This window comes from Vibrio sp. 1CM7H (assembly GCF_023161645.1).
In the GTDB taxonomy this organism is placed as follows: domain Bacteria; phylum Pseudomonadota; class Gammaproteobacteria; order Enterobacterales; family Vibrionaceae; genus Vibrio; species Vibrio diabolicus.
Genome location: NZ_JALNTV010000017.1, coordinates 24,134 through 30,546, shown reverse-complemented (window position 1 = coordinate 30,546; position 6,413 = coordinate 24,134). Strand labels below are relative to the sequence as shown.

General features: G+C 45.0%; 3 protein-coding genes. All 3 read right to left on the bottom strand.

Annotated elements, in window-relative coordinates:
• Nucleotides 1-503: 503 nt before the first annotated feature.
• On the bottom strand, nt 504-2,639 hold the full coding sequence (locus MSG33_RS23285; RefSeq protein WP_012841314.1) for a lysine decarboxylase CadA: 2,136 nt from the start codon (nt 2,637-2,639) through the stop codon (nt 504-506).
• 117 nt (nt 2,640-2,756) lie between these two features.
• Nucleotides 2,757-4,100, bottom strand: a complete 1,344-nt coding sequence (cadB, locus tag MSG33_RS23280) for a cadaverine/lysine antiporter (RefSeq protein ID WP_053808506.1) — start codon at nt 4,098-4,100, stop codon at nt 2,757-2,759.
• 709 nt (nt 4,101-4,809) lie between these two features.
• Complete coding sequence (gene cadC / locus MSG33_RS23275) at nt 4,810-6,378, bottom strand: lysine decarboxylation/transport transcriptional activator CadC (RefSeq protein WP_248382297.1); 1,569 nt, start codon at nt 6,376-6,378, stop codon at nt 4,810-4,812.
• Between the last annotated feature and the right edge of the window lie 35 nt (nt 6,379-6,413).

Below are 6,413 nucleotides of genomic sequence, written 5' to 3'. Positions count from 1 at the left end.
TCACTCCGTGTCGGTGGATGCGCAGTATAGGGAGTTGAGAAATTAGTACAAGCGTTTTTTGCAAAAAAACTTTCAACCGAACAAATAGCAATCACTTTGTGTGTATACCAAGCGATCTTGGCTATTTTCTCTCATTTAAAAGGATCTTTCCTCAAGAAAAAGGGCGTTTCTACCTGAATTACGATCTTCAAATTTGATGTAATTGAAGCAAATGATATTCGCTCAACGCGCTTTTTCTTTTCTGCCTGCTGTATAAAAGATAAAAAAAGAGCAGAACGATAACGAACTGCTCTTTGGTCTTTGCTTTTTACTTGGGGTACTTCAGGTGAAGTCTTGGGAATTGCTTCTTCTATATAGATGAAAAGATCAGAGCATCCTTGCCCTTCTCTTTTACGACAGATTAGCTAGGGGTATATCTAAATGTCGTGGTTGTTCGATGACACATTGAGCTCGTAAGAGTGGAGCATGCTTGCATTCCCAATGGCGTCATCTTCGAGAGGAACTTAGTTCTTCAATACTTTTACGGTGTAGCTACCATCTTTTTGTTGGTATAGACCGTGGATGTCGGTTTCGAAACCTGGGTAATGCGCACCGATCTCACAAAGCATCTCTAGGAAGTCCAGCACAGGGCGAGACTCTTGAGTCACCATTTCACCAGGAAGCACTAGTGGCACACCTGGAGGGTAAGGAAGGATCATGTTCGCACTTACGCGACCAACCATTTCTTCCAGTTTGATTTCTTCTACGTTACCGCGAAGCTCTTCTTGCCATGCTGCGTGTGGTGTTACTTTCATTTCAGGAAGAACATCGAACGCTTTGTACATTAGCTCTGGTAGATTGTATTTCTTAGTTAGGTTGTGAATCGCTTGTGCTAATTCTTGAACGCGCATGCCTTCATAGAAGCTTGGGTCTTCATTATATAGCGAAGGTAGGAAGCTCTTGATGGTTAGGTTCAAGTCGTACCCACGTTTAAATTCAGTCAGACCGCGTAGCAATTGCATTGCTTTTGATTTGTCGATACCGATTGAGAATAGGAACAACAAGTTGTATGGACCTGTTTTCTCTACCACGATGCCGCGCTCGTCTAGGAATTTAGCCACCAGCGAAGCAGGAATACCTGATTCTTCTAGTTCGCCTTCTTTATTCATCCCCGGAGTTAGTAGCGTTACTTTGATTGGATCAAGATACATGTGGTTGTCATCCATGTTCTTGAAGCCGTGCCATGTGTCGCTAGGGTCTAGTTTCCAACATTCCGTGGTATCGATGTTTTCTGGTTGCCATACATCGAAGAACCAGCTGTCACTTTCTGCTTCTAGGCGTTTGATCTCTTTACGGAAGCGGATTGCGCGATCGATAGAGTCTTGCATCAACTTCTTACCAGTGTTGCCGCGCATCATTGCCGCTGCAGTTTCAGTAGAAGCCACAATGCCGTACTGAGGTGAAGTTGAAGTGTGCATCATGAATGCTTCGTTGAAAGACTCTTTATCAAAGTCACCTTTCACGTGAATCATTGAAGCTTGTGAAAACGCTGCCAACAGTTTGTGTGTTGATTGTGTTTCGTAGAACACTTTGCCTGGCATCGCTTCACCACTCATACCACATTTACCTTCGTAAATTGGGTTGAAGTTAGTGTAAGGCACCCAAGCACTGTCGAAGTGGATGTGTTTACAGTCTAGCGACTCTTTGATGAATTGTGTGTTGTACAACAAGCCATCGTAAGTTGAGTTAGTCACTACTGCGTAACTTGGCGCTGTTGCACCTGGTGTTTTCGCCACTTTCTCTGCAATGACATCTCGGCTGAATTCGCTTTGTGGAATACCACCAAGGATGCCGTATGCGTTACGGGTTGGGCGGAAGTAGATTGGAGTAACGTCACTCATCATCATTAGGTGAGTCAGAGATTTGTGACAGTTACGGTCAATCAGTACTGTGCTGCCCGCAGGCGCTGAGTACATACCTACGATTTTGTTCGATGTAGACGTACCGTTCGTTACGATGTAAGAGCTGTCTGCATTGAATGTACGTGCGATGTATTCTTCTGCATCTTTATGTGGACCTGAGTGGTCTAGTAGAGAACCTAACTCCGGCATTGAGATTGATACGTCCGCTTTGAATGTGTTTGGACCGTAAAAATCGTAGAAGATACTACCAGCAGGGCTTTTCTGGAATGCAGTACCACCCATGTGACCTGGAGTACAGAAGGTGTATTTACCTTCTTCTACGTATTTGAATAGCGCTTTAGTGAATGGAGGCATGATGGCATCTTTGTATGCCTCAGTCGCTTGGTTGATTTTGATAGCGATGTCGTCAGCCATACCTAAAGCGTACTCGAAGAAGCTCACGTTTAGACGTAGGTCTGTTAGTGAAATGTCTAGAGTAGACTGTTCGTTAGCAAATGCGTGAACAGGCAGTTTTTCGTTGATTTGGCTAATACGTTCACATAGCTCTAGTGAGTATTTATCCCAGTCGAACAGCACACCGCAAATGCGTGGGTTCATCTCAATCATTTTGATCAAGTCTTTATCATCTACTGGGTAAACCACTTCGTAGCCCGCTTTCTCAAGAGCAGCGTGAAGTTGACGAACTGGCTCTTCTTTAAAGAACACACCCATGTGGTTCAAGATAGCGAATATATTCATTTGGACATCTCCAAGGCGAATGAGGGCGCTCTTTGCCATTTACAGGCAATGAGTAAGGTGAGCGCCGCGTGAATTTGGGTTTTATGGGCTGGCATCGTAGTGCCAGCGTTTTGGGGATTAGTTGCTTGCTTGGGCAGGCATGTCGTCAGCGTGCATTTTCACGTACTGAGCAAGACCTGCTTTTTTGCTGTAGAACATCAAGATAACGAGAGACACGATGAAGGTTGCTGTTAGCGTACCGCCCTCTGCACCTGCTAGTGCGATGAAGCAGAACAGACAAGCCACACCAGAGAACAGCATTACGAAGCCGTTGCGTGTTGTCATACCTTCGAAGCGAATCAAGTTAATGCTTGAGTAGAAGTAAGGCAGCATAGTTAGTAGAACTGCATCAGTCGTTAGCTGGTTGAACAGGTCTGATGCGTGTGCTGTTTTAGAGCTGAAGAACATCAGTACAACCATTAATGCTGTCATCTTGATTGACGCAAGGATTAGACCTTTCTTAGGCACACCGTTTTTGTCAGTTTCGCCGTAGATTTTAGGGAAGTTGCCATCGCTTGCTGCACGTTTACCAGCCTCGCCCACCAGCATCATCCAAGAACCTAGCGAAGTGAAACATGCTAGTGCTGTGAATGCTGATACGAATGGTGCAGTCCAGCTACCGAATAGCTCAGTGGTTGCTAGTGCAAATGGCGCACCTGATGCCGCAACTTCAGAAGCAGGGAACATGCCGCTGATCATTTGAGTTGATAGGATGTAAATCACACCTGCGATACCAGTACCCAGCATGGTTGCTAGCGGTACAGTACGTTTAGGATTTTCTACCATACCTGTCGATACTGCTGCTGATTCCACACCAACGAATGACCATAGACAGATAAGAACCGCAGTCACAATCGCATGGCTATCAGTACCCGCAGATACGTTCCAGTTTTGGCTGTATAGCGCAGTGTCGAAGTGCGTCCAACCAAACGCCGCTGTACCAACAACAGGAATGAGGATTAGAACAAGACCAAGCGTACATAGACGGCTTACCCAGCTACCACCAAGTAGGTTAACGAAAGTGAAGATCCATACCGATGCAATCGTCGCAATACCTGCTGGGATTGGGTCATTAAGCACAGGGAAGAATACTGAAAGGTAAGAAACACCTGTAATAGCAATAGCTAGGTTACCAATCCAGTTCGCGTGGTAATAAAGCACGCCCGTTTGGAAACCAAAGACAGGTGAAACTTCGCCAGCGTAAGCGATAGGACCACCTTCTTGAGGGTTTTTGGTTGCCAGACGAGCGTAAACAAACGCAAGGCTCAGTGCACCGATCAAACAGATCAGCCAACTGAAAATTGAAACAGAGCCTACTGAAGCTAGGCTAGAAGGTAACAGTGCAATACCACTACCCATCATGTTACCGGCTACTACACCCGTACAGGCAATTAGGCCGATTTTTTTCGTATTCGATGACATAACATCTCCAAATCTATTCTACTCAAGTCAACGTGACTCAAACTGAACGGTTATTAGCGAGATGCTATGAAGTAGATACCTGCTCGACCTCGCTAAATTTCGAAGTGAAGACTACGCCCAAAAATCGGGAAAAAAATAAACTTGGCGTTATCAATAAAATGATTAGTTAATCAACATCAAGTTGAGATAAACATGATAAACACAAAAAAATAAAACTATATTATTCATGCAGTTATAAGAAAAACATCAAGCCTTCTACCGATAGATAAACTCTCATCAACTCGTTAGTAATCGCGGCAAAAGTTATCAACCTCTATCAACTTCCCCGCCCCGAACGGTTGATTCCCTGAACTGTTGATTCCATAAATCTCTCCCTGATCGCGCTTTTTGACCCACATCAATATTCATCTCGCCTCCAAGAAAGCATCAGAATCATTCTCGCCACATAACTCAGCCAGACACTCCATACAATCAATAGAGATAGAGATAGAGATAGAGATAGAGATAGAGATAGAGATAGAGATAGAGATAGAGATAGAGATAGAGATAGAGAAGAAAACCGGATATGTCTTCCCGTTGCAAGCTTGCGTTACTGGCTCCTTCGTAAGTCATTACCCCACCGCCCACCCTTTTCACTTTTCGACAGCTACAAAAAAGCCCCTCACCAAAATGAGGGGCTAGTATTAAACTGACGTAGAGTGCGAGAGAATTAAAGCATTCGAACGACAGAAGGGTGAACAGCGCGATACATGGCGTAATCAATCGCCTTCATGTTACTTGGGAAGACCAAGTTTTCGCACAGCAGGTACGTCTCAACCGACGTATCAATATAGAAAGCTTCGCTGTAAGACTCACTGGCCAAATCCAGATCACCATCCAATTCAGCGTGTTTACCACGAATCACATAAGAAAGCACCGAATCACGTAACCTCAAAGCCTGCCCAAGATGCTGCTTGGCTGAGGCCATGTCACCAATAATGGTTTCGTGCAGGGCTAAAGCTTCATAAATTCGCGGTTGAATTGGCCCAACCATCATTTTCACGTTGGTTTCCAGCGCATCGCTGAGTTGTTGCACTCGCCCTTTCTTTAGTTCGAGAGACGAATCAAGCACTTTCTGCACGTGGTAAGCAATTAATAACTCTGCCTGAACGTAAGCGTTATCTGGCTCAATTTCTAAAATGTTTTCCATCAAGTTGACGCCTTGGCGAAACTGCTTGGCATCCGAGACATTGAGATAATGGTTAGCTTGAACAAACAGCTCCAAAGCATCTGGGCTAATTGGCATTCCCGCCACCAGCATCGTGGATTTCAGCTTGGCATCCGGCACTTTCAGAACTTGCATCAAGTCTAACGACGCTTGTTGAAGCACTGTCTTTAAATGGCTGCTGGTTAACGCGTATTGACGACTAAACAACACCTTTTCAGATGAGTTATTCCGATATTCCACCTCTAAAAAGCTGCCACCCTCATTTTCACGAACCCGCACCACAACCGATTTGCCCGGCACAATACCCGAGGTAAACGACGTCTTCTTTAGCATGACTCGGTAATCGCTCACTTGAGCAATGTCGGACATCAACTTTTGGGCAAACCCGTCTGCCAAGTCGTAGCTTAACCCTTCGCTCGTGAAGTTATCTTGAAACTTGAATTCGATAAGGTGAGTATCGATGGCTTGAGTAATACGCACTTCCGATTGCTTGTAGGTAAACACACCCATCACCACAACCAAAACACTGATCCAGATGAAGTTCATGATCCCCAGGCGCCACGGACTGATTTTATTTTTTTTCGGAGGGGCCTTTTTCTCTTTAGACATCTCACAGACCGCGCGAGTCAGAGGGCCTGCAGGAAAGGTGACGGCAGGTGCGATAGGTGGAGTCTCTTCTTCTGGTTCATCAACAATAGGAGGAAGACTTTCTGAATCACAATGACGACTTGCGAGGAATTCCTCGAGTGTCATTGGGGTCACATTCGCCACCAGCTTGTAACCACGTTTCGGCACTGTAATGACGTAGCTGGTATTTTCTTCCCGACCGTCACGCAGTAATTTACGTAACTCAAAAATGGACTGAGTCACCACTTGATCGGTCACAATCGCCCCTGCCCAAACGTATTGGATCAATTCCTCACGATTGAACACCTCATTCGCATGCTCCGCTAGGAAATGCAAAAGATTAATTAAGCGTGGCTCAACAGTAACTTCCCTATCTTGTCGATACAGCTTATTTTCATCAACGCTTAAAACCCAGTCATTGATTTGAAAATAGACTCCAACCATGTATGAAAACTCTCGTATCTACAGACAGCGCTACG

What these genes read in the sequence shown, in the direction of transcription:
- cadB (WP_053808506.1), bottom strand. Translation starts at nt 4,100, where the DNA reads ATGTCATCGAATACGAAAAAAATCGGCCTAATTGCCTGTACGGGTGTA.
- MSG33_RS23285 (WP_012841314.1), bottom strand. Translation starts at nt 2,639, where the DNA reads ATGAATATATTCGCTATCTTGAACCACATGGGTGTGTTCTTTAAAGAA.
- cadC (WP_248382297.1), bottom strand. Translation starts at nt 6,378, where the DNA reads ATGGTTGGAGTCTATTTTCAAATCAATGACTGGGTTTTAAGCGTTGAT.